At 45.5% G+C, this 21,977-nt stretch carries 22 protein-coding genes; 8 read left to right on the forward strand and 14 right to left on the reverse strand.

Annotation, left to right across the window (positions count from 1 at the left end):
• Positions 1–68: 68 nt before the first annotated feature.
• The 11 genes from QRD89_RS17620 to QRD89_RS17670 form a co-directional block, all read right to left on the reverse strand.
• Positions 69–776, reverse strand: coding sequence for a hypothetical protein (locus QRD89_RS17620; protein WP_286095919.1), 708 nt, complete (start codon positions 774–776; stop codon positions 69–71).
• A gap of 98 nt (positions 777–874) precedes the next feature.
• On the reverse strand, positions 875–1,693 hold the full coding sequence (gene kynA, locus QRD89_RS17625; protein WP_008633712.1) for a tryptophan 2,3-dioxygenase: 819 nt from the start codon (positions 1,691–1,693) through the stop codon (positions 875–877).
• Between the two features lie 12 nt (positions 1,694–1,705).
• The gene (locus tag QRD89_RS17630) at positions 1,706–2,347 is read right to left on the reverse strand and encodes a DUF4166 domain-containing protein (RefSeq protein ID WP_008633713.1); all 642 of its coding nucleotides are present in this window, start codon (positions 2,345–2,347) and stop codon (positions 1,706–1,708) included.
• Positions 2,348–2,533: 186 nt separating this feature from the next.
• On the reverse strand, positions 2,534–4,057 hold the full coding sequence (locus tag QRD89_RS17635; protein ID WP_286095920.1) for an RQC-minor-2 family DNA-binding protein: 1,524 nt from the start codon (positions 4,055–4,057) through the stop codon (positions 2,534–2,536).
• A gap of 83 nt (positions 4,058–4,140) precedes the next feature.
• Positions 4,141–4,839 (reverse strand): ribose 5-phosphate isomerase A, encoded by a 699-nt coding sequence (gene rpiA, locus QRD89_RS17640; RefSeq protein ID WP_039870697.1) that lies wholly within the window; start codon positions 4,837–4,839, stop codon positions 4,141–4,143.
• A gap of 237 nt (positions 4,840–5,076) precedes the next feature.
• Positions 5,077–5,709, reverse strand: coding sequence for a response regulator transcription factor (locus QRD89_RS17645; protein WP_008633720.1), 633 nt, complete (start codon positions 5,707–5,709; stop codon positions 5,077–5,079).
• A complete protein-coding gene (locus QRD89_RS17650; protein ID WP_062514940.1) occupies positions 5,702–6,739 on the reverse strand; it encodes a sensor histidine kinase in 1,038 nt (345 codons plus the stop codon). Before QRD89_RS17650 ends, QRD89_RS17645 begins: the two co-directional genes overlap by 8 nt.
• A complete protein-coding gene (gene liaF, locus QRD89_RS17655) occupies positions 6,736–7,455 on the reverse strand; it encodes a cell wall-active antibiotics response protein LiaF (protein ID WP_008633723.1) in 720 nt (239 codons plus the stop codon). Before liaF ends, QRD89_RS17650 begins: the two co-directional genes overlap by 4 nt.
• Before the next feature lie 72 nt (positions 7,456–7,527).
• The gene (locus tag QRD89_RS17660) at positions 7,528–8,169 is read right to left on the reverse strand and encodes a PspA/IM30 family protein (RefSeq protein ID WP_008633724.1); all 642 of its coding nucleotides are present in this window, start codon (positions 8,167–8,169) and stop codon (positions 7,528–7,530) included.
• A gap of 16 nt (positions 8,170–8,185) precedes the next feature.
• Positions 8,186–8,527 (reverse strand): lmo0954 family membrane protein, encoded by a 342-nt coding sequence (locus QRD89_RS17665; RefSeq protein ID WP_008633726.1) that lies wholly within the window; start codon positions 8,525–8,527, stop codon positions 8,186–8,188.
• Positions 8,528–8,664: 137 nt separating this feature from the next.
• The gene (locus tag QRD89_RS17670) at positions 8,665–10,299 is read right to left on the reverse strand and encodes a pyridoxal phosphate-dependent decarboxylase family protein (RefSeq protein ID WP_286095923.1); all 1,635 of its coding nucleotides are present in this window, start codon (positions 10,297–10,299) and stop codon (positions 8,665–8,667) included.
• Positions 10,300–10,486: 187 nt separating this feature from the next.
• Here QRD89_RS17670 and QRD89_RS17675 point away from each other — a divergent pair, with 187 nt between their 5' ends.
• The 3 genes from QRD89_RS17675 to QRD89_RS17685 are packed head-to-tail and all read left to right on the forward strand — an operon-like array spanning position 10,487 to position 12,684.
• Positions 10,487–10,846, forward strand: coding sequence for a hypothetical protein (locus QRD89_RS17675; RefSeq protein ID WP_008633729.1), 360 nt, complete (start codon positions 10,487–10,489; stop codon positions 10,844–10,846).
• A 21-nt stretch (positions 10,847–10,867) separates the two neighbouring features.
• On the forward strand, positions 10,868–11,608 hold the full coding sequence (locus tag QRD89_RS17680) for a hypothetical protein (RefSeq protein ID WP_286095924.1): 741 nt from the start codon (positions 10,868–10,870) through the stop codon (positions 11,606–11,608).
• Entirely contained in the window at positions 11,605–12,684 is a 1,080-nt protein-coding gene (locus tag QRD89_RS17685; protein ID WP_286095926.1) for a methyl-accepting chemotaxis protein, read from the forward strand. Before QRD89_RS17680 ends, QRD89_RS17685 begins: the two co-directional genes overlap by 4 nt.
• 99 nt (positions 12,685–12,783) lie before the next feature.
• On the opposite strand, the gene QRD89_RS17690 is transcribed toward QRD89_RS17685, so the two are convergent.
• Positions 12,784–13,884, reverse strand: coding sequence for a M24 family metallopeptidase (locus QRD89_RS17690; protein ID WP_502875614.1), 1,101 nt, complete (start codon positions 13,882–13,884; stop codon positions 12,784–12,786).
• Between the two features lie 175 nt (positions 13,885–14,059).
• Between QRD89_RS17690 and QRD89_RS17695 the strand changes: the two genes are divergently transcribed.
• Positions 14,060–14,455, forward strand: a complete 396-nt coding sequence (locus QRD89_RS17695) for a hypothetical protein (protein WP_008633737.1) — start codon at positions 14,060–14,062, stop codon at positions 14,453–14,455.
• A 43-nt stretch (positions 14,456–14,498) separates the two neighbouring features.
• Here QRD89_RS17695 and QRD89_RS17700 read toward each other — a convergent pair whose 3' ends face one another.
• Entirely contained in the window at positions 14,499–15,086 is a 588-nt protein-coding gene (locus tag QRD89_RS17700) for a biotin transporter BioY (RefSeq protein WP_008633739.1), read from the reverse strand.
• A 290-nt stretch (positions 15,087–15,376) separates the two neighbouring features.
• Between QRD89_RS17700 and QRD89_RS17705 the strand changes: the two genes are divergently transcribed.
• Positions 15,377–16,831, forward strand: a complete 1,455-nt coding sequence (locus QRD89_RS17705; protein WP_286095928.1) for an Eco57I restriction-modification methylase domain-containing protein — start codon at positions 15,377–15,379, stop codon at positions 16,829–16,831.
• A gap of 51 nt (positions 16,832–16,882) precedes the next feature.
• Here the strand turns inward: QRD89_RS17705 and QRD89_RS17710 are convergent, their stop codons facing one another.
• On the reverse strand, positions 16,883–19,159 hold the full coding sequence (locus tag QRD89_RS17710; protein WP_286095929.1) for an ATP-dependent DNA helicase: 2,277 nt from the start codon (positions 19,157–19,159) through the stop codon (positions 16,883–16,885).
• Between the two features lie 171 nt (positions 19,160–19,330).
• Here QRD89_RS17710 and QRD89_RS17715 point away from each other — a divergent pair, with 171 nt between their 5' ends.
• From QRD89_RS17715 to cysK, 3 genes are all read left to right on the forward strand, one after another.
• Positions 19,331–20,254, forward strand: a complete 924-nt coding sequence (locus QRD89_RS17715) for an SGNH/GDSL hydrolase family protein (protein WP_286095930.1) — start codon at positions 19,331–19,333, stop codon at positions 20,252–20,254.
• 18 nt (positions 20,255–20,272) lie between these two features.
• The gene (locus QRD89_RS17720; RefSeq protein ID WP_008633747.1) at positions 20,273–20,905 is read left to right on the forward strand and encodes a YpmS family protein; all 633 of its coding nucleotides are present in this window, start codon (positions 20,273–20,275) and stop codon (positions 20,903–20,905) included.
• A gap of 82 nt (positions 20,906–20,987) precedes the next feature.
• Positions 20,988–21,917, forward strand: coding sequence for a cysteine synthase A (gene cysK, locus QRD89_RS17725; RefSeq protein ID WP_008633750.1), 930 nt, complete (start codon positions 20,988–20,990; stop codon positions 21,915–21,917).
• Positions 21,918–21,977 lie beyond the last annotated feature (60 nt).

Consider the following 21,977-nt stretch of genomic DNA (forward strand, 5'->3'; position numbering starts at 1 on the left):
TGTTATTTTACTGAGTTTCTTGACAGTTTTTTAAAGCTCCTCGCCATTAAGGGAAAAGACTCTTTCGCTTACTGCTTCCCTTCAGCTGTTTGATTCTGTCCGAGGTTTTCCAGATACTCTTCCTTCAGCCATTCCTTTACTTCTTTCCTCTTCAGAAGCAGATGATCCGGCCAGTCTTCCTTCGATTGATCCAAGTACAAGAGGATTCCTTTGTCTGACAAGGCCAGGTTTCGAGGATCGATCTGAACAGATTCGTCGTCCAGCTCCTCGCGTGCAAGCTTTTCCGCCATACCTAAATAATCCTTGTCCGCTTTAAATATTTTCTCCATATCAATGGCAGAGCCCGTTTTCTTATCAAAATTCAAAACGGTCTGCATTTCGATGGGCTCTTCTGATCCTATCCTCATCGTTTCAAGAAAGCGCACATTAAAATAACGATGGTCCTGATGGATGACTTCAAAGTTTATTTGCAATTCCGTAGGCTGATCCACTTCCTGCTCTTGTGTACTCAAATAGCTTTTCTGCTTAAACATGGCTTTACGCTGATTCACATAATCCGTAATTTTTTGGTCAATTTGATTGTTGGGGGTATCAGGATATTGGATGGAGATGTGGTAATCCTGATAATCTTCTACATCCGATTCAATATCTACATCATAGATAGGCATTTTAGTTGATTGCTTCCCGTCCTTATCCTCGTTGGCATTGGCTATGAAGGAACAGGCGGACAAGAACAAGACTGCGATACCAAATATATATATAATAGGTTGATTCATAGAAATTACCTCTTTGTTTAATAATGATTACATAACCTATTGTAACACAAATGTAATAATATTTTAATCATGCAGTCATATTCAGTCTTTTCTGTCGATTAAATACGGGTCCGGACGTCCCAAAGCTCCGGGAAGAAACGATGATCCAATACTTTCTTCAAATAACCTACGCCTGAAGAACCACCGGTCCCCTGTTTGTGACCAATAATACGCTCAACCGTCTTCATGTGCCTGAATCGCCATTGCTGCAGGCTGTCTTCGATATCAACCAACTTTTCCGCAAGTTGATACAGTTCCCAATAACGTTCGACATCCTGATAAACCGCGGCCCAGGCTGCCTCTACTTTTTCGTTTCGCCTATATGTCTGTGTATAATCGCTGCGGGAGTCAATAGAAAAGCCGGCTCTTGCAAGCTCCGCAATTGCCACGTCATATATACCCGGTGCTTCGTAGGCGGACTGCAACTGCTTATGTAACTCCGGATTTTTCTCATATATCCTTAATACATGGGGTGTCTTATATCCAAGGGAGAATTCTATCATGCGATACTGAAACGATTGGAATCCGGATGCTTTGCCCAAAGTATGACGAAACTCCATGTACTCTGCCGGCGTCAACGTGGAAAGCACATCCCAGGCCTGAATGATCTGTTTCTGAATGCTTGACACTCGTGCGAGCATCTTGAATGCTGGCTGTATGTTCTTATTTCGTATTGACTGAATAGAAGCTTGAAGTTCATGAAGAATCAACTTCATCCACAGCTCACTCACCTGATGGATGATGATGAACAGCATTTCGTCGTGGTGTTCAGAAAGCCGCTTCTGGGCAGAGAGGAGTTCGTCTAATCCAAGGTATTCCCCGTAAGTCATACTCGTAGAAAAATCCGTGTACACTTGTTCATCTTTTTCCTTTCCCACTTCATCCCTCCTCTATTCCAACAGTCCCCGCTCAGGAATGTTACGGACTGTCATCGGTAAATATTCGACATGGACCGTTCCTTCATACATGAGAAGTGTCCCCAGTGCCGGATGTTCCACATGCACGTGAACACGGATGGCATTCTCCCTCTCATCAAAGTGTTCATAAACAGAGGTGACAGCATTTAAAACAGTCTTTTCTTTTAACTGGAGACCGGCAGATTCCATATAAAGGCCGCCTTCCGGGGTAACATGCATGGACAAACTCGTCTGAACGTTTCCGCTTTTACCGAGTTCATCGACGATTGTCTGCTTCTCTTCATTAAAATGCATAGCAGCGTCAAAACCGCGAATAGCATAAGGAAAGAAGAAACGCCGGATCCAACTGACTGTTTCCCGCCCCTGTTCATCCTGATATGCATAATTCTCTATCGTGAAAGGAACGTCTTTCCCTCTTTCACCGAATACCAAATGATCGCGGACACCGAATTGCAGAAGAGGTCGAAGGACAGGGTGCGTACCTCTTATCTCCTGCATTCTCCCCTGACCAAGAATCATCAAATGCTGATCACTCGTCAAACCGAACTTTTTCTTTAATTCCGGGTGAAGCCTCTCAAATTCCTCTCCCAATGCCTGCTGATATATTGATTTCATCGTTATACTCCTTTCCGAATATCCCCAGAGCCGACCAGCATATTTCACCTGGATCAGTTATGGAAACCTACCATGTACTTGTCCAAATTATATCACAAGAAAACGCTTACCAAACCAATGATAATTAGGAAAAAAAAGACCCGCATAAGCGCGGGCCGTCTCTTTGTAATGGATTCCATAACACGATTACATGACCTCTTCTGCGTAATCGCTCACAGAATATCCCTTTTGCTGTTTCATAAGCCACCCCTGCTTCTCCAGCTGATTAAAAATCTTCTGGATGTGCTTTTCCGGCCAATGAGATAACTGACCGAACCAACGTGTTTCATGCAGCTGCAGCGTCCTCAACTTATTCGTAGCCTTCCCTGCCAGTACTTGAACAAGGGTATGGGCAGGATGATCCGTTCCATAGTAATAGATTAAATCCAATATCTGCTGCGTATCTGCAAAAGTGAGCGGGCGTCCTTTTACTGTCAGAATGATATCGTCATCCGCATAGCGCACTTCTTCAAGCTTCACCTTTAATTCTTCCAGCACATGACTTGTGAATGGATACACATGTTCAGGAACAAGCTTCTTCCATTCCTTCAATTGCTTTAATATACGAATGTCATGAAGCTCCACTTCCGACATCCAAAGCAGCTCTGACGATTCCAGGCAATCAGGAATGTAAGTCCTGCTCAGCTTGTCGTACATATCCAGCAGCGGATACGAGGTAAGATGTTCCTGCTTCCGTTGATATCGCTCTATCTGTTTGAAAACCTGCAGGCTTTCATCCAATGTCTTTCTCGCAGTAGCCAGCTGTTTTTTCAAAGCTTTGAGTTGAGCCAGCTGATCCAGGAGACGCGGATTCTGTTGGGCAACTTCGTTGAACTGTCTTTCTATAGTCGCCGTTCGTTTTGCCGCCCGCTCTACGTCGTACTCTTCTGATAAACGCACAATGTCGACATCTACATCATAGTAAAGCCTGAAATCGCACGTTTCACACTCGCACCGGATTGTGCGGCTGCTTGAATGGAAGGTCAGGACTTTATCATGGGAACAGCTGTCTTCCTTCCCTCGCACCCATGAGTCAGGAAGGGAACGGAACGGACGCATGACTATTTCGACGCGGTGCCGCCAATAAGCAACATCTTCGGGATAATTTAAAACAGACAGCAGCGAAGACTGATTCATCGTTTCCACAGCATCGATCACCTGCTGTTTTTGATGGTACAGCCGGACGAGCGGATGCTGCTGGAAAGCAGCAGCTATCTTCTTCAGCCAATGCTCCCTTTCTTCCGAGCTTATATGGGATAAGAACAGATAATCCTCCAGCACTTCCCCAATATGATCATTAAGCTGCTCTGAGGAAAGCTGCGTGTAATCTGTACCGTATTGATATTCGTCTTTTAAAGGTAGTCCATGTTCTTCAGGCAGGGACTTCCATAGAAATAATTCTGGGCGCAGTAAATGGTCATGGATTTCGTCTTTGCGGAACGAAACGGGAAGGACCGCATTTTCCTCCAATCCCAAATAACGGCGGATCGGTGTAACATCGAGTCCTTTTGCATCAATTTGGTCCATGATGGCGTCATTCAGCCTGGAAAGCAACCCCCGTTCAAACTTGTGACCGATCGAACGAATATACTTATTCTTCTTCCCGATCGGTGCAAGTACAATATACGGGTAACGCTGATCCTGGTAAGCAATCCTTTGTGGCAGTCCCATAATGATTCCCCTTTGAAATAAGGATTTACTTCTATTATAGAAAAAGTATTAAGATGTACCAATGATTATCCTGAAAATGGGCGTTATATCGTAAGAAATTCCACGGAATACCCAATAAACAGGCCTGTCTCCATCACTCCGGGGATGGCTCCCAGAGCTTTTTCCAAATCATCTTCAATAGTTATGAATTCCACATCGAGCAGAACATTTCCTGCTTCCGTAAAAACAGGCCCGTCCTTCCCCGCTGCCATCCGGAGCGTAACGGATCGGATCGGAAACTGCTCAAGCTTCGTCTCCACAAGGTGGATCGCTCTCGGATCGACTTCAACCGGAACCGGTTGCTTTGCACCAAGCTCGGTAACGAATTTGCTGTCATCTACTAAAATATACGTTTTCGGAGAACTCGCCATTACAAGCTTTTCAGCAAGCAGTGCTCCTCCTCTTCCTTTAATAAGCCTCTTACGATCATCCGCCTCATCTGCTCCGTCGAATCCCCAGTCAGGTCTCGCCTGAATGAGGGAAGCTGTAGGAATGCCGAAATAGGCACAATTCATCTCGGCTTCTTTCGAAGTTGGAATCCCTGTGATGGTCAACCCCTCCTCCTTCACCCTGTCAGCAATCTGCTCCAGGGCTAAGTAGGCGGTCGACCCCGATCCTACTCCTATCACATCTCCTTCACGCACCAACCTGCTCACTTCTTGAGCTATTTTTTCTTTACCTGATCGGTTGGAGATTTCCCCTTGCCATACCGGCGCATCTGCCAGTTGATTGTTCCATCGCACGTGTATCACCTCTTCCTCTTTGGTATTCCCAAAAACGACAGAAAACAAGCATCATCCACCATACAGGAATCTCCATTGTTCTGAACACATAAGATGAGAAAAGAAATTATTTTCTGAAAGAAGGGATGGATATGAGAAAGTACTATATCAAATTGATCATCTTCTACTTGATCATCCTGACAACCTTCGTATATGTCTCCTTAAATCATTAAAGAACTCCGACACGGGTCGGAGTTCTCATTCGATCAGATCGTTCTTAAATGCATAGATAACCGCCTGGGTGCGATCAGATACTTGAAGCTTGCCAAGGATATTGCTGACGTGAACCTTAACGGTTTTCAAAGCGATGAACAGCTGCTCCGAGATTTCCTGATTCGTCCGGCCTTCCGCCATCAGTAATAGAACTTCTTTCTCCCGCGCGGTCAGTTGATCGTGCAGATCAGCCGCATCGGGCTTACGCATTTTTGTCATGATTTTCCCTGTCACTTCCGGTTCCAGCACAGACTGGCCATCGAATGTAGATCGTATGGCCTTCGCAATCTCTTCCGCTTTCGACGTTTTCAGCATGTAGCTGGTGGCGCCGGCTTCCAGAGCTGGATATACCTTCTCATCATCAAGAAAACTGGTGACAATGATGATCTTCGCCTCCGGCCATTGTTCCGTTATCTGCTTTGTCGCTTCAATCCCATCCATATTTTCCATTACCAAATCCATGAGAATGATGTCAGGATGGTGACGTAACGCTAAATCGACCGCCGCCTGCCCGTCGTCCGCTTCTGCAATGACTTCAATGTCGGGCTGTGCAGACAAATATGCCGACACACCAATACGGACCATTTCATGATCATCAGCAAACAGTACTCTAATCATGCACTTCTCTCCCTTCTTCACGGTGCGGCACTTTCACCTCAAGCCTCGTTCCCTGTCCTTCGACGCTGACAATTTTCAACGTTCCACCTACTTCCAGCGCCCTTTCCTGCATATTCTGCAATCCGTAGGAGCTTGCCTTCCCCTGCTCTACATCGAATCCGATACCATCGTCCACGATGCGGAGAATGACATTGTGATCCCTCTCAATCAGCATCACCTCAAGCGCTTCTGCTTTCGCATGACGCAGCGTGTTGGAAACAGATTCCTGAAGAATTCGGAACAATTGATCTTCCAGTCCTTTCTCTAAATGAAGATCCTCCATGGTCCAACTGATTTCCATTGGCACTTTCTGTGTCAATTCACCAAGCAGCTCTCCCACACCCTCTTTCAATGTCTTATCTTTCAAAGCCACAGGACGGAGGTGGAGGAGCAGAGCCCTCATTTCCAGCTGAGATTGGTGTATCATCCGTTCCACCATCTGGAGCTGACGACTTCCCCGACCGTCATCAGCCGTTTCATTAATGGCTGACATCATCATAGAGGCTGCAAACAGCTGCTGACTCACCGAGTCGTGCAGCTCCCGTGCAAGGCGGTTCCTTTCCTGGACAACAACTTCCTGGAGGCTGCGCTCTCTTTCTTCCGCGCGCTCCGTGGCCAGCCGTTGATTGGCAATTGTCTGCTGAGCTATTTTCCTCTCTAATTTACGTATCGCTTCGTCTATCTGACTGATTTCCTTCAAATCAGTTCCTTCGTAAAACAATTCATTACCTTTTACAAGTTCTTCAAGCTGGTACTGCACACCGTTCCACCTTCTTCTCCAGTACCACCCCTGGAGAACCCCTGATACTATTCCGCCCATTGCGGCAAGAAACAAAACGAGTAATACATATGGAAGATCCATGACTTCCCGGCTCCATAACTCCGCCAATGACCCCACCGGGAACGTAACAAAGGTAATACCAAGGAGGATCAGCGAAAACGCAAGAAACGTTAACAGACCTGTCATCACTTGCCTTTTCCATATATTCACACTCGCTTCACCTCAAGATCTCCTGAAACGTTGGACGTGATAATTTTCACTCGCGGTCTGGTGCTTCGATAGTTTTCTGTTTCATAAGATAGAACCTGGTTCAGGACTTTTGTATTCTTATATTGAAAGACTGTCGCACGACCGACCAAAGCACTATGGTGAATACTCACTTCCACTTCATACGGTACGTAGACAATTAAGTTTCCTATGAAATGGCGAATAGAAATGACTGCCTCATCACCCGGGAGGACGGTTTGACTCAAGTCGATGATTCTGTCTCCGAACCCACCTTGAATATTGACATCTCTCCATCCATAGGAGCGGTCAGGCGTCTCCTGATCTCCAAAGAATTTCTGCTTTAACAACGGCTCCTGATACGGAAACTCTTGATAATTATCGATAATTTCAGGCTCGATCCGCTCCGGCTCCTTACGGGATTTCCAATAATCGCGAACAAACAGAAACAGAACAGCAACGATGAGAAAACGAACAGCTATCATACTTAACACAGTGAAAACAAGAATAATAATGCCAAGCCAAAAGCAAACCCTTCCCCACATTCGTCGATATTTCTTCTTTCCTACATATGTCAGAATCCCTGCAAAAAAGAGAGTGAAGACAAGGCCTCCATTAAAGAACGCAATTTCTACAATAAGGAGGATCACCCCTATGAATAAAATCAAGTTGATCGTATCTGTTTTCCATTTTTTAATCATATGAGTCATCCTCCTTGCTTCTAAAGGTAATAAAAAGACGCAGAAAACTGCGTCCTTATCATACCACGATTTCTATTTTGCAGACACTTCCCCGGATGTTTCCCATTCCTTCTCAATCTTGGCCATTTTACTGTCAAACGTATTGTGATAGTAAGCGGAGTTCACTTTATATTCCAGGTTATCAATGTAACGGTCGATTTCCGCGAAACGGGAATACGGCTTGTCCGAGGTATCTTCCATCACCCGGTTCATACGATGATGGGCTCTCGCTGTATTCTCCCTGCCCATTAATTCCATCCGTTTCAAGTGCATATCTTTCAGCTTGTGCTTCATCTCTTCATATTTGCGTTCCAGAGCTTCCAACTGTTCGATACTGTCTCTTCTCGCTGTCTGGAGACGTTCCGCACGTGCTTCATACTCCTGCTTTTCTTTTAATGCGAACTCATACATATCTGTTTCGCCGGCTTTCTCCGCAATTTCAGATTGACGACGACGCTTGTCTGCCATATCCTGCGCCTGCTGGTATTCCCTTGTGAATTCATCTTTCAAACGATATTGACGCTCCACCAGCTTCCGGACTTTTTCCGTCTCCTTCTCACTCTCCCGCAAGTATTGGTTAAGCATAGCCACTGGATTTTTCTGTTCCTTCTGATCCAAAGCTTCATGAAGATCTGCCGTAATGGAATCTTTCAATCGTTTAAATACGTTTGCCATTTCAAATCTCTCCTTTTTATTTGTTCATCTCTGCCCATTGTCTTTCGAAATTTGTAAACGGGTCATTGGATTCGACCGGTTCTTCTTCTCTGCTCGTCCAATTCTTAACAATCAAGTAAAGAACGTAAGCGGCAGCCAAACCGATCACTGCATAAATATTGGATAATGCAATACTGACCAATAGCAGCCCGACGACTGTCCAGCCGATCTTGCCGGCTGTGGAATCACTCTTCACAAACCGTTTAAAAACGACATACAACAGCCAGACGCTGACACCAAGCAGAACCATCGGACCCAGGTTAGCCAGCAGAACCCCGAGAGCGACCAGCCCGGCGATAAACAGTAAAAATTTCTTCATCCTTTTCCCTCCTCGCTCATTTCTTGTTTCTATCATACCGAGGAAAGAAAAATGTCGTAATGAGCCGGAGATATATTTTCACCTACGCCTGGAGACTTAGGCACATCTAGAACCATCGGAAAAAGGAGAGCAAAACCTTATACAGTATGCATGTATTCTTTCTTGAACATTTCCACACTCCCAGCAAGGAAGTCGACATATTCCTCCACTTTTTCAAGGGTGGTATAAGGCGAAATGGCAAAAAATTTATGGGCGTACACCGCCGTCCTTTCATCCGAATCGCAGGCAGGAACGAGTCGCTGCTTAGACGTACTACCGAAATAAAATTCCTCTCTCCTATGCCCGATATAGTCCGCGAACTCCGCATTAAACCCATTCAATTCATCCAGTTCCGCTGCAGTCATCTTGCCACACCTCTCGTCACCCCAGCTTACCCGCTCCGGGTAGATACGGAATGTCGTCACAGGAGAAGGGGCATTTGTCATAACCGCACACGGGACTTTCTCCGATAACTCCTTCCGGAAAGCAAGGTTTACAGTAATGTAGTTCCCAAGGACCTTTTGGTATCCCTCGATTCCCATCCCTGTCAAAGAAGCATAAATAGCGAGAGAACTTCCCATTCTGGAACACTCCAGCGTATAACCGGTATGGTAGCTCCCATAGCTTCTGTTTCCGACATAAGGCGTCTCGTCATGCTCCAGATCCACAGCACCAAGCAGACGTTTATCTTTAATGAGAAAGAGGCTGGATGTGTATGGCGTCTGTCCCAGCTTATGAAAATCAAACACCATACTATCGGCCAGCGAAAGCTGCCTGAATTTCGTCTGATAATCACGGAGGACGACAGCGGTATCTTTATTGAAGCATAAAGGATTGGCGTCAAAGTCGTACGCATTAAAGAAGGTGTACATTCCTCCCATCGCACTGTCTGCATGAATGTAGACAGGATCCAACCCATACAGACGCTCCATCTCCTCCGTCACGTTTTTGATAGATGCCACGGAATCAATCCCGAAAGTGTCTGTCGTTCCGGTACTAGCCAAAACATAGACAGGAATGCCCCCCTGCTTGATCACTGTATTCATCTTATGTTTCAAATCCTCTATGTCCATCGAGTGATCTTCTTTCGTCTCTACACGAATTAAGTGGTCCGTACCGATTCCTGTCGCTTCGACCGCCTTGTATAAACTATAGTGGGATAACTCTGAACAGAAACAGTAGAGTTTACCCGGGAGACCCGTTTTATTCGAATCAGGGAAGCGTCTGGCTATGGCAAGCCTTAACGACTGAAAGACCGCTCCCTGCCCTCCCCACGTCGTATATCCTCCGCTTTCGGACGGATCATACCCCACCAATTTGGAAAGCATACTGGTAATTTTAACTTCTGCAGCCGCGGCAGCAGATCCCTCCACATCCCACAGATTATTGCCATTCAGAAGCACCATGGTCAGATTACCGAGGATACTCGGGATATTAGGGAGTGGAGCAGCATTGGCGACATATCGGCTGTTTACAAACCGGTGCCCCTCCGCAAGCTCCGTTAACTCCTCTATTACTTTTTCAATAGACTGCCTGTTCAGGGGAATCTCTGCACGCTCGGAGAGGTTCTCATAGAATCTGTCGTCTTGTTCCGCCCCCTGTCCGAGTGTTAACTTTTCTGGATTTTTCTTTTCATCAACACCCTCCAGCAGCTGTCTTATATAGTGGATTATTTGATCCCGCTTCTCTGCATTTCCATCTTCACTAGGATACATTGCTTGTATTTCTTTCATTTCAAACCACCTCATTTGTATTAGGTCTTCCCACATAGAACATCGTCCAAAAGGTGGAAAAGGTTAAAAATATTATTTCGAGATAGAATAATAAACTTTTGCACCTGGCAGTTAAATAACAATCGAATCTTGTCGATAATCCTTATGAATAGACACGACCACTCTATAAGCGAGGAGATTATGTAAAATGACAGGAACTGTTGTTGATAAGAGAAAATATAAGATGGTCATTCAGGAACAGGAGAAAGAGGTAAGGATTCAGGTATTCGGATTGATTAAACAGGAGGATGCCGCAGAGTATATGGTCGATTTGCAGAGTACGATCGAAAAAGTCGATAAGCGGCGCTATAATCTGGTGATCGACGGCACCCATCAGACAACCGTTCCATCTTCTGTCGTCCGACAGCTTGATGACACACTCAACTATTATTCCAGTCTGGGCTTCAAAGATATCCATATGATTTATCCTACTTCGAAAATTGCACAGGTCCAGCTCCGTAATGCCCTTGAACGCATCCAATTTAAAGGAAAAGTGATTCAGCATTAAACAAACAAGGAGGCATGAACAATGATTCAAAAGCAAAAAACTTACACCTATCAGATCCTGACCTCCAAAGACGATCTCTTCATTCATAAAGCCAGCGCATGCTTAGCTACGTCTTTCATCGGAGTAGACGTAGCAGGCAAATGGGTTCAGGAGCCGATGGTCGGACTCCTGGATATTACCTATGACGACTTCTATCAATTCACAAAAGAGTATGTGGAGGCGACGGTCGATCAAGGCTACTGCATCGCAGCTGTAGACGAAAATGGGGAGGTTGGAGGAGTGCTTGCAGGTGATACGAATGCTCCAGAGATTATTGGAGAAGATGTCTTTGAAGGCTCCTTCAAAGACATGAATGTCATTCTGCACGTATTGGAAGATGTCGATCTCCAATTTAAAGAAGACTACAGAATCCGTAACGGGAAAGACATAGAAGATGGAGAAATGCTCCATCTGTTCATGATCGGGGTCACTGCTGAAGAGCAGCGTCATGATATTATCCAATCCATGACGAACACCCTTATGGACAGAGCCGTCGAAGAAGGCCTCTCAGCTGTCTATGGAGAAGCGACAAATCCGAAGTCCTTCCGTGTTATGGAAAAATACCATGGATTCCAAAAATATGAGACCCTCGCCGGGAAGCCGATCATGCATGAGTATAAGCAAAACGAACGCTTGAAAGGAATCCCTTCTTCTGTATCAGAGGGAACCATTATTGTGATCAAAGACCTTTCATCTGCACACAAGGAGAGGAATGACGCATGACCCTATACCTGTTAGCTTCCGTCAGTATCGTCTTATTGGGTACTACCATATTTTTCGCCTACCGTTACAATGATTTAAGAAAAAAGGTTTTGGACGAAGAGTACCATACTCCTTTTGAACCGGAGTTGGTGACAGAGATTCCGGAAACCACCGATATCCCCCAAAAGGAATATGATACAGCCGGGCTCATAGACAAAGGGTACGAAGCTGTTGAGAAAGCAGAAATCGTCCGTGCTGCCATGGACGAAGTGGGTGTCGGACTTAATAAACAGCTGGCTGCAACGGAAGAAAGCTCTGCCGCGCTTGAGGAAATGAATTCAGCGATTCTTGATTTATCAAATCGATCGTCCGACATATCCGAACAGTCTTCCATGGCCCTGGAACGGACGCAGGAAGGGAATGGAACCATTCAAGGATCCATCGAACAGATGCGCAGCTTAAATGATACAGTTACAGACAGCTATGAAGTAGTTAAAAATCTGGGGACGAAGTCAAGAGAGATCGGTTCCATCGCCAAAGTGATCACGGACATATCCGAACAGATCAACTTACTTTCCCTGAATGCTGCCATTGAAGCAGCAAGAGCCGGTGAACACGGCAAAGGGTTCGCCGTCGTTGCTGATGAAGTACGCAAGCTTGCAGAACAGACGAAGAATTCATCTGATCAAGTGACCAGAATTGTCGATGGTACCAAACAGGAGACGGAAGCCGCCGTTTCCTCCATGGAAAAAGGCTTGAAAGAGTCCGATGAAACCTCGAAATCGATGGAGGAAGTAGGCAGGTTATTCGGAGAAATACTTGCAGCAACACAAGTAATTGCGGAAAACAACGAAGCAACTTCCGTATCTACACACGAAATGTCTGCCGGTGTACAGCAGATCGTAGCAGCGGTAGAGCAAGTTACCTTCATCACCCAGGAGTCTGTCGAAATGTTTGATGAACTCAAAGAAATCAGCGACGATGAACTTGCCACGATGGCTGAGCTTGTCCATAAAGCAGAAGCACTCCAGCAAACGAGCACCAAGGATATGGCCACTCCTGAAATACCCGACACAGATCAACCAGCTGCCTCCTAATAAGAAAAGCCGCCTATTCAGGCGGCTTTTTCCAGTCTGTCATGAAACTTAAGTAGATAAATGGTCAGACTCCCTTTTCCTGGAGTCCGCCCTCCCCACTTATTCCACAATTTCCAATTCTATCGGTGTTTTTGTCAACGTTTCACAGCCATCTTCCGTAATTAATACGTCTTCTTCCAAACGAACCCCTCCAACGGCCGGATCATAAATTCCCGGTTCAATGGTATACGTCATCCCCGGCTTTAACACACCGTCATTTAAATGACTCATGGAAGGAAATTCATGGACATTGATACCGAGTCCGTGGCCGATGCGGTGAGGGAATTTATCTCCATAACCGGCTTTTGTAATTACATCACGGGCAGCTGTATCCAAGTCTCCGATCCTCGTTCCCGGTTTACTGATGGCAAGTGAGGCCTCCAGCGCCTGTTTAACCGTATTATAAATCTCTTTCTGAGAATCATTGACAGATTGGTATGCGAAGGTTCTTGTAATATCCGAAGTATATCCTTTCCAAACGACACCCAAGTCAAACAGCACGAGGTCCCCAGCCTTCAAACGGCGGTTTCCTGGATTACCATGAGCATGCCCGGATTTCTCACCGAAGAGAACCATGGTGGAAAAGGACATCTCCGCTACTCCTTTTTTCTTCAGCTCATACTCAATGGTGGCAAGCACTTCCATTTCCGTAACGCCTTCGTTAAGCGCTTCTTTCCCTACTTTCACTCCGTAATCTGCGAGTTCTGCGGCTTCCCGCATGATGGCTGTTTCGGTTTCATCTTTAACAAGACGCATATCATTAAGCATTCCTTCTACATCTACGACCGCCGCTTCTCTAAATATATCGAAGAAGGCTTCACTCCGTCCGTAAGATAACACTTCCTTCTCAATCCCTATTACACCAGCGCGGAGAAGCGCTTTTTCTCCAAGCTTTTCTTTCATCAGCGTCCAAGGGTTCTCATGATCGGCATAGCCGATTACGTCATACGCCCAACCGGCATCCCGCAGCTGTCCCTCTTCCATCCCAGGGAGAATAGCTATTGGATCAGCTTCCGGGAAGATCAGGAGACCCAGCAGTCTTTCATGAGGATCTGTGGAGAAACCCGTCAAGTAATAAAAGTTTTCTGCAGAGTTGATAAATGCTGCATCGATATTCTTTTCCTTCATATCATTCATGAATGTCGCTCTTCTTTGTTCCATCTTCATTCCCTCATTTCCTATGTATATCTACCACTATCATATCTTATGGCCCGCACCTTTCCAAATACAGGCCATTTGTTTTTATCATCGTTTGATCCTTACCGTCATAGTTTCCATTAAGAGGAAACTCATATATAATAACGTAAACCGAAGGAAACGGAGGCTCTCTTTATCTATGGATCGTACTCGATTTTTCATAAGAACTTCAGCCATTTATGCTTTGGTCGGGGCATTCATCGGCTCGCACATGGCCGGCGGTGGCGGACTGCAGCTCAGCGCTATCCATGCTCATATTCTCGTTGTCGGATGGCTGTCTTTGTTTGCGTTCGGCGTCTTCTATAAAGTATTTCCTATTCCGAAAGAGTCCAAGCTGGCCGCAGCACACGTATGGACGTCTTTTTTCGGTGTATTCGGACTGACTGTCGGCATGTGGCTTTACTATACGCAGCCTCTCCCCGGATTAGGAACTCTCAATACCGTATTTTTCATCGTCGGCGGCACGATCCTTCTTCTTGCGTTTTTCCTCTTTGCACTAATGACTTGGATTCATGGGAGATCCATAACAGAATAAACACAAAAAAGCAGAGGGAGCTCCCTCTGCTTTTTTGTGTCCTTCACGCCGATTGGCGCAGCGGCGTTTTGTACAGAAAAGATTTCTCCATACGATAGGCAAATAACCCGCCAAAGACAGCCAGGACAATATCCTTAATCAAAAATGGGACCATGCTCGTCCATGATACTACATAACTCACTGGATCTCCTTCGACCCAGAAATTCATTGCCCCATAGAACCAATTCACTCCGATCAAGTAATTGACCGCGATACCGACGAGCGCTCCGGCAATATATACCGGCAGCCGCCGATTCGTTTCTGCAACCTTTCCGGCAAAGTATGCAAGGATAAAATAAGAGATGATAAATCCGAATGTCGGTGAGAAGACCGTGGATAACCCACCGCCGAAGCCGGCAAAGATAGGCGCCCCGATCAACCCCAGGACGGCATACACAAGAATGGAAAAGAAGCCTAATCTACTACCAAGAATCAATCCTGCCAAAACTGCGATAAATGTCTGCAAGGTCAATGGAACACCAAGAACCTGCAGGAAAGGCAGGAAAGCCGTTATGTTTGCTCCCACTGCCATCAAAGCGACGAATAATGCACCTAATGTAATGTCGTATGCTGTCATCCTCGATTTCCCCATGGTCACTCCTCCTAGAACTTGTCTGCTATAAACATAAGGGAAAGGAAAACCTATTGTCAACTTTATTTTTTATAGGTTAACAAAAACATTTGTAGTGAATTCCCTGTATTCAGATTCGGGTATTTTCCTTTCCACAGAATCACACTCCTTCTAAAAAAGCCCAAAACAAGACTATATGCTCCCTCCCTTTGTTATTTTATTGGAATAATAAATGACTATAAGACTATTAATTGGTGACATTTACCTATAATTATAGTAATGTATACCTAAAAAGTACCAGGAGGGGTAGTATGTTCTCAAGACAAAGATCCATGGGCCAGTACGGTACACCGCCGGAAACAGTAGAATACATGGTCCAGACTTTATCCAATCACTTGCCAGATAATAGAAGGAACCCGGAGATATTGGACCCTGCCACCGGTGACGGTGTCTTTGTTTATTCCTTATTGAAAGAGGGCTTCTCCCCTTCCCAAATTCACGCCTACGATATCGATACAGCTACTCCTTCCCCGCATGAGGGTATCACTTTCCGTCACGTCGATTTTCTTAAGGTCGAACTGGAAGAAAAGTTTGATGCCATTGTCGGCAACCCTCCTTACAAATCAAAACGTCAGAGCGACTACTTCATCGAAAACAAAAAAGCCATCACAGAACGCTACGGCGGCATCGGTGTGCATAATCTCTATTCTTTATTTATCCACAACGGGATCAAGCTGCTTAAGCCCGGCGGAGTCTTGACAATGATTGTGCAGGACTCTTTCCTTACGAACGTGTATTATCGAAAATTCAGAGCCTACTTATTGGAAAAAACCATCATAAAAGAGATTGTCCTTGCACCACGCAGACTGTTTCACAAAGGAAAGGCAGATGTTCGAACAGCCATCCTGACATTAAAAAAGAAAGAGGGAAATGAACGCCAGGAAGATATGGTCATGAAGCTGGTAGACCGTCTGGAAACGCAGGAATACCAAAATATCACAGAGGATAAGATCCAATACTTAAAGCAAGCGCACTTCCACGATCTTCCCAACAACAACTTCGCAGTCAACGTTCCCGAGGAGATTCTTGCTCACTTTCTGCGTCCCCATGAAGAGTTAGGAAATGTCTTAAAAGGCGGTACAGGAATCTCAACAGGGAATGACACCCTTTTCCTGCGCAGGCGTGAGGATGTGAAAGATGATCAAGAATGGCTTCCGTTCTATAAAAATGGCGGGGTAAAGGATGCATGGTATTATGAACCGAAATTTTATATTCATAAAGATTGGGAAGATAATGAGGCGATTTATCCATCTTTCACCGTTAGGAACAGGGCTTATTTCTATAGACGGGGAATTACTTGTTCCTCCATGGGCGTAGACTTCTCCGCAGCCTACCTGCCGGAAAACAGCCTTTTCGGAGTGAATGCCAATCTATTCCCGGAAAATGAGGAGGATTTATTCTACTATTTGGGTTTGTTAAACAGCCAGCTCATTAAATATATGGTAAGAAAAGTACTCAACCGAACGAATATGATTACTTCCGGGTATATCAAGAAAATTCCGTATGTGCTGCCGGCGGAAGATAAGAAGCACCTCGTCATCCAAACAACAAAACAGCTGGTGGAAGGCAAAAAGGCCGATCCACAGATGGATACAGCCCTATTACACTCGATCGTTGATGGTGCGATTTATGACATATATGGAATATCCGGAGAAAACCGTACCCATGTCGAATCCTTCTGCCAGGATATTCTAGAGAAAATCTAAAATATCCTGGGTTTCATGGAATACTTACATTTTATTCCCCGGGAAATCTTATTATTTCATCATTCGATAATTTCCCCACTCCTCGGGAAGCAGCTGCAAGTATTTCCTTGTCAAGAAGCGGTCATCGATCAATTGGATAATGCCGTGATCTTTCTCTGATCGGATGAGACGTCCACCTGCTTGAAGCACCTTGTTCATACCTGGATAAACATAGGCATAATCATAACCATTCCGACCCTTGCTCTTAAAATAGTCCATGATCAGTTCTCTTTCGAAGCTTCTGGGTGCAAGACCGATTCCCACAACCGCTACGCCATTCAGCCGATCTCCTCTGAGGTCGACACCTTCTGAGAAGATCCCGCCAAGGACGGCAAATCCAATCAGGTTTCCGCCGGGAACGAATTGAGAGAGAAAATCTTCCCGCCTGTCTTCATTCATTCCCCGCTCCTGCATGACAGCCTTATAGTCCGATACGTTCCGGAAAGCATCATATACCAACTCCATGTACTGGTAGGAAGGAAAGAAAAACAAATGGTTTCCTTGAAGGTGTCCCGCTTGCTCATCAAGCCGTTCCGCAATGGCACGTGACGTTTCCTGTCGGTTTTTGTACCGTGTCGAAAGCGGAGTTATTTGCACATCAATTTGATCAGAATCGTACGGAGATGGAAGCTGGAGAATATAATCTTCTTTCGAACCTCCGAGCATCTCCTTGTAATAAGCAAACGGCGACAGCGTCGCCGAGAAGAAAGTACTGGACCGGAAGCCGCCGGATACTTTCCTCAGGACCAGAGACGGGTCCAGACAAAACAAAGTCAATTGAAAATCGCCTACGCTGCTATCTCCTATGAAACGATAGTGGTCATCGACCAGCTCCAGTATCCGAAGGAAATTCTGTGATTGAAAGTACACATCCTGCAGGTGTTCTTTACGTACATCTTCTCCCCTTTCCTGAAGAACCGGCTCTGCCTGATTAATAAACCGTTCCACACCTTCTTCCAACGCTCCTGGAATTTCATCCAATTGTTTATGGGGCGTCTTCGGATCCTCCAGCCGAGCTAAGTCTTTCACGACAGAGTCGGCAGCGCGTGCCACCTCCTCCTGCTCTCCACGCCAGTCTTCAACCACCGTTTCAAGATCCCTTTTCCCCAATTTAGAAGAATACATCTCTCGCGCACGCTCAACAAGATTATGGGCTTCGTCGACAAGCAGTGTCGTCTTCTTCTTTTTCTCCGGAAGCAGCCGCTTTAAAGCTACACGGGGGTCAAATATATAATTGTAATCTCCGATGACCACATCAGCGACATCCGACAAGTCCAGGGAAAATTCAAATGGACAGACGCGATGTTTGCGCGCATACTCTTCCACTGTGTGCCTCGTCATGGTTGTTTCCTTTCTCAATATATCAACAATCGCCCCATTGATTCGGTCATAATACCCGTCCGCAAATTCACAATACTCCGGCTGGCAGATGGTTTCTTCCTGAAAACAGACCTTATCTTTAGCCGTCAAAGTGACAGACCTGATTTCCAGACCTTCCTTTTCCATCAACTGCAGAGCCTCCTCCGCTGTGGAACGTGTGATCGTCTTCGCTGTCAGGTAATAGATTCTATCCAGCCCTCCCTCAGCGAAAGCTTTCACAGCAGGAAATAAAGTAGAAATCGTTTTTCCGATTCCAGTAGGAGCCTGTGCAAATAAATGCCGTTTTTCTTTGATGGTCCGATACACACTTCCAGCCAGCTTCCGTTGTCCTTTACGGTAGCCGCTGAAGGGAAACTCCAGATCCGGAACGGTACGTTTTTTCTGCTCTCTTATGTGCAGAAGAATTCCAGCATAAGAGGAGTAAGCCTTCACGGTCGTTTCCATGAATGCTTTCAGCTCTTCATACCGGAACGTCCTTCGCATCCGCTTTTTATCTTTCGTCTTTTTTTGAACATAAGTAAGCTGCACAACGATGTGATTTAAATGGTGGTCATGCATATACATGAAGGCATACCCTTTCGCCTGAGCCCAATAGACAGGGTGGGTGTCTTCATCCAATTCTTCCAACTCTCTCGCTGTCGACTTTATTTCGTCGACAACAGGGCCGTCCTCCGTCTGGAGCAGACCGTCACACCTTCCTTGAACGAGTAGAACTATTCCTTCCTGTTCAAACTCATGCTGAAGAAATAATTCCTTCTCATCCCCATCTCTATATGTCTTCTGGACTTCCTGATGAATTGCCGTTCCTTCCACTAAAGCGGTATTCGATTGAAAACGTTCATCGATACTTCCTGTCCGGTAAACATAAGATACAAGATCTCGTACCGATATCGTCATTTGATCTTCCATCGCTTCTCTCTCCTTTGAATAAATCGACCGCTCCACCCTCATGTTCTGACAAGGGCTCCCGTATGTTTATTGTATAGTCTTCGTGATATAATTGTAGATAAAACTTTTCCATTTCCCAAACATATGTCACCAGCATATAATAAAGCCAATACTTTCCAGGAGGGATGCACGTTGAAAAAATGGAGATGGATCGCTTCCATTTCACTCTCCTTATTCCTGGCCTTCTTCATAACAGCCGCATTTATCTATACTCCTGAAGAGCATTCGACAGATTCGGATCATTCAACAGTTAAAAAGGAGCGCTCGGAGTCCAAGCCGGCTTCCTCGGAACCGAAGGAACAGGAATTCTCACCCGACGAAGAAGATTCAGACAGAGCAATCAGCGAGGGACTGAAAGATGTATTCACCGGCGTCATCGACAGTGCGAAAGGGTTGTTCGTGAAAGATGACATGGAAATTGTAGCCCTCGGTGATTCTCTGACTCAAGGGGTTGGAGATGATACGGACAATGGCGGTTACGTAGGAATTTTAGAGGACACATTCAACAGTAATAAAGAAAGAGATTTGATTCACATTGATAACTTCGGGAAACGGGGAAACCGAACCGATCAACTGATCAGCCGCCTGGAGGAGCAGGAGGAAATTTCCACCGCTTTAGAGGATGCTGACCTTATTTTAATAACCATTGGAGCCAATGATGTAATGAAAGTTGTGAAGGATAATTTTACAAACTTAAATTACCAGGACTTTGTGGACGCACAGGATTCCTATCAAACACAACTGGAAACCATTTTTTCCATGATTCGCGAAGAGAACCCGGATGCCCCTATTTACCTGATCGGTCTTTACAATCCTTTTAATCTTTACTTTGATAATATCCCCGAATTAGGGAAGATTATGGAAGATTGGAACGAAATCAGCAAAGAGGTCGTTGCAGAAGAGGAGAACGTTACTTTCATCCCGGTGAGGGACTTGTTTGAAGGATCCGAGGATGAACTTCTATGGGAGGAAGATAATTTTCACCCGAATGAACGTGGTTACAAGCAAATGGCAGAACGTGTGTTGGAATATATCAAAGATGACGTCGAACAATAACACAGGTGGAATGTAGAGATGAAACAATTATTATTCAGCAACAAATGGCGAACCTCTTTTTGGATACTGGCAATCATTAATTTTCTTGTGGTGGCTTCAGTAGTCGGTCTTATTTTCCTTCCCAGCTCTTATACCATCGTCAACGTCGATCAGCAGAAGGAAACACAGGATGCGGAATTCACTATTGTGTCGACGAAGGAGAATCTGGAGCAGCTGGCAAACGACTACCTCGGAGAGTTCTCGGAAAAAACCGGCTTTGACTATTCCATATCTCTTGACCGTAACGTAACGTTGGCAGGGAATATTAAAGCCTTCGATCAGGTCATTCCGATTAAAGTGGAATTAAGTCCGGTTGTTCAGGAAAACGGAGATCTTATCCTGGAGCAGGAACGCATTTCCCTCGGAAAGCTTCCTCTCCCGAACAAAAAAGTACTGGAATTTGTTAAAGATAACTATGACTTTCCTGAGTGGGTAACCGTAAATCCCAACGAAGAGAACATTTATGTAGCCGTCACTCAGATGGACACAGCAAGTAATTTCAACGTCCAGGTAGATCGTTTCAACCTGAACTCCAATCAGCTGGCGTTCAAGATCTCCGTACCAAGAAACTCCTTTCAGTTAGCGCAGAAAGTGGTAGAAGACAAGTTCTGACAGAAAGCAGTGGATGTGATAACCGGTTTCCGACTGTGATAAACTAATAGTATTATCCCCACTACTAAAAGGAAGTGACAACATGCGCGTCGTTAACAACATAGCAGATTTGATCGGTGATACTCCGTTAGTCAAACTGAACCGTGTGGCTCCTGAAGGTGGAGCCGATATTTACCTGAAACTGGAGAAATACAATCCAAGCGGAAGCGTAAAAGACCGCGCCGCTTTCAATATGATGGAACAAGCAGAAAAAGAAGGGCTGCTTAAGGAAGGCGCGACCATTATCGAGCCGACAAGCGGCAATACCGGCATAGGGATTGCTATGAATGCAGCTGCAAAAGGATATCGCGCTATCCTCGTTATGCCGGATACGATGACACAGGAACGAATCAATCTACTGAAAGCATACGGTGCAGAAATCGTCCTGACGCCTGGAGATGCGAAAATGCCCGGAGCCATCGCGAAAGCCAAAGAACTCGTGGAAGAAATCGAAGGCAGCTTCATGCCGATGCAGTTCGAAAATGCGGCAAACCCGGATGCACACCGCCATACGACAGCTGCAGAGATCATCGAAGCTATGGATGAATTGGGCAAACCTCTATCTGCCTTCGTTTCTACAGCCGGGACCGGCGGGACGATTACAGGTACGGGAGAAGAGTTGAAAAAACGCTACAAGGATATGACTATCCATGTAGCAGAGCCTGCAGGATCCCCGGTTTTATCAGGCGGCAAGCCAGGGAAGCATAAATTGGTCGGGACAAGCCCTGGTTTCATTCCTTCCATCCTGAATCAGGATGTTTATGATGAAATCTTACAAGTGACCGATGAAGATGCCTACGAAATTACGAGACGTCTCGCCCGTGAGGAAGGGCTGCTCCTTGGAACCTCCTGCGGTGCCGCCTGTTGGGCTGCCATCGAAGCAGCTAAACAAAAAAATCCCGGCGAAGTAGTCGTATGTATCGCACCAGATACCGGTGAGCGCTACCTTTCCGGAGACCTTTTCCGTTATTAACTACAGAAGAACTCCGTATCACAAAGAAAAAATGAGAAAGTTTTCTTTCTCCTGTCCAAA

This window comes from Halobacillus sp. ACCC02827 (genome assembly GCF_030291935.1).
GTDB lineage: Bacteria > Bacillota > Bacilli > Bacillales > Halobacillaceae > Halobacillus.

Coding starts and splice junctions, on each gene's coding strand:
- QRD89_RS17620 (WP_286095919.1), bottom strand. CDS start 776: ATGAATCAACCTATTATATATATATTTGGTATCGCAGTCTTGTTCTTG.
- QRD89_RS17630 (WP_008633713.1), bottom strand. CDS start 2,347: ATGAAATCAATATATCAGCAGGCATTGGGAGAGGAATTTGAGAGGCTT.
- QRD89_RS17635 (WP_286095920.1), bottom strand. CDS start 4,057: ATGGGACTGCCACAAAGGATTGCTTACCAGGATCAGCGTTACCCGTAT.
- QRD89_RS17645 (WP_008633720.1), bottom strand. CDS start 5,709: ATGATTAGAGTACTGTTTGCTGATGATCATGAAATGGTCCGTATTGGT.
- liaF (WP_008633723.1), bottom strand. CDS start 7,455: ATGATTAAAAAATGGAAAACAGATACGATCAACTTGATTTTATTCATA.
- QRD89_RS17660 (WP_008633724.1), bottom strand. CDS start 8,169: ATGGCAAACGTATTTAAACGATTGAAAGATTCCATTACGGCAGATCTT.
- QRD89_RS17665 (WP_008633726.1), bottom strand. CDS start 8,527: ATGAAGAAATTTTTACTGTTTATCGCCGGGCTGGTCGCTCTCGGGGTT.
- QRD89_RS17670 (WP_286095923.1), bottom strand. CDS start 10,299: ATGAAAGAAATACAAGCAATGTATCCTAGTGAAGATGGAAATGCAGAG.
- QRD89_RS17675 (WP_008633729.1), top strand. CDS start 10,487: ATGACAGGAACTGTTGTTGATAAGAGAAAATATAAGATGGTCATTCAG.
- QRD89_RS17680 (WP_286095924.1), top strand. CDS start 10,868: ATGATTCAAAAGCAAAAAACTTACACCTATCAGATCCTGACCTCCAAA.
- QRD89_RS17685 (WP_286095926.1), top strand. CDS start 11,605: ATGACCCTATACCTGTTAGCTTCCGTCAGTATCGTCTTATTGGGTACT.
- QRD89_RS17690 (WP_502875614.1), bottom strand. CDS start 13,884: ATGGAACAAAGAAGAGCGACATTCATGAATGATATGAAGGAAAAGAAT.
- QRD89_RS17695 (WP_008633737.1), top strand. CDS start 14,060: ATGGATCGTACTCGATTTTTCATAAGAACTTCAGCCATTTATGCTTTG.
- QRD89_RS17700 (WP_008633739.1), bottom strand. CDS start 15,086: ATGGGGAAATCGAGGATGACAGCATACGACATTACATTAGGTGCATTA.
- QRD89_RS17705 (WP_286095928.1), top strand. CDS start 15,377: ATGTTCTCAAGACAAAGATCCATGGGCCAGTACGGTACACCGCCGGAA.
- QRD89_RS17710 (WP_286095929.1), bottom strand. CDS start 19,159: ATGGAAGATCAAATGACGATATCGGTACGAGATCTTGTATCTTATGTT.
- QRD89_RS17720 (WP_008633747.1), top strand. CDS start 20,273: ATGAAACAATTATTATTCAGCAACAAATGGCGAACCTCTTTTTGGATA.
- cysK (WP_008633750.1), top strand. CDS start 20,988: ATGCGCGTCGTTAACAACATAGCAGATTTGATCGGTGATACTCCGTTA.